The following is a 974-nucleotide window of genomic DNA, read 5'->3' as shown; positions in this document are numbered from 1 at the left end:
CGCTGGGCCGGCGCGGGTGCCGGCGACACCCCCGAGGCGCGCCTGGTCGCGGCGCTGGAGCCCCATGTCGACGCCGGCTTCTACGCGAGCTGGTACGGCATCACGGTCGATCCGGTACGCGACTACCTCACGGTCGGCTGGCGCGCGGGCCGGGATCCGCGACCGGATTTCTCGACCGCCGACTACCTCGCCGCGCGGCCGTACTTGGCCGCCGCCGGCATCAACCCGTTCCTGCACTGGGTGACGGCCCAGCGCGCTCAAGGCGGCGCCCTGCCCAGGCCCGACACCAGGCAGGCCGAGCGCCTGGCCCGCCGCCTCGTGGACGGTCCCTTCTACCTCGCCCACAACCCCGACCTGCAGGCCGCTGGCGTCGACCCGGCGGCCCATTACATGATCTCCGGCTGGCGCGAGGGCCGCGAGCCGTCGCCCCGCTTCGACACCCTGGCCTACTGCCTGACCCGAAACATCTCCTACGCGACCCAGAACCCGCTGGTGCACTACGTCCTGCACGGCGGCCCGGCCCGGCCCGAGCCGGAGGATCTTTTCGGGGTGCAGGCCGAGACGCTCGCCCCCTATTTCGACGCCGCCCATTATCGCCAAGGGCTGGACGGAGCGGAGGGGGCCTCCGACACCGAATTGCTCCGCACTTATGTAGCCGGCGGCTGGCGTGCGCTGCGCAGCCCGCGCCAGGATTTCGACCCGGCCGGCTTCGTGCAGGCGCGGGCCGGCAGCCGGGCGGTGATCGGCGACCCGTTCTTCCGGTACGTGGCCGAGACGCGGCTCGCGGGGAAAAAGCCGTTCGCGGGCCCGGACCGGTTGAACGTCCCGGCCGTGGACGAGGCCTGGTACCGGGCGACCTACGCGGATGTCGGGGAGGCCGGCCCCTACCTCCACTTCGCCACAGCCGGCTGGCGGGAGCTGCGCGATCCGGGCCCGGGCCGCTCGACGCTCGATGCGCTGCTGCGGGTCTGCGG

Annotated in this window: 1 pseudogene; it reads left to right on the top strand. The window is 73.4% G+C overall.

Annotation, left to right across the window (positions count from 1 at the left end):
- Positions 1 to 974: pseudogene (locus FV228_RS30885) on the top strand (glycosyl transferase); the annotation flags it as partial.

It is taken from the genome of Methylobacterium sp. WL18, assembly GCF_008040015.1.
GTDB lineage: Bacteria > Pseudomonadota > Alphaproteobacteria > Rhizobiales > Beijerinckiaceae > Methylobacterium > Methylobacterium mesophilicum.
The sequence above is the reverse complement of the archived record's forward strand: the minus strand, read 5'-3'. Positions and strand labels throughout refer to the sequence as shown.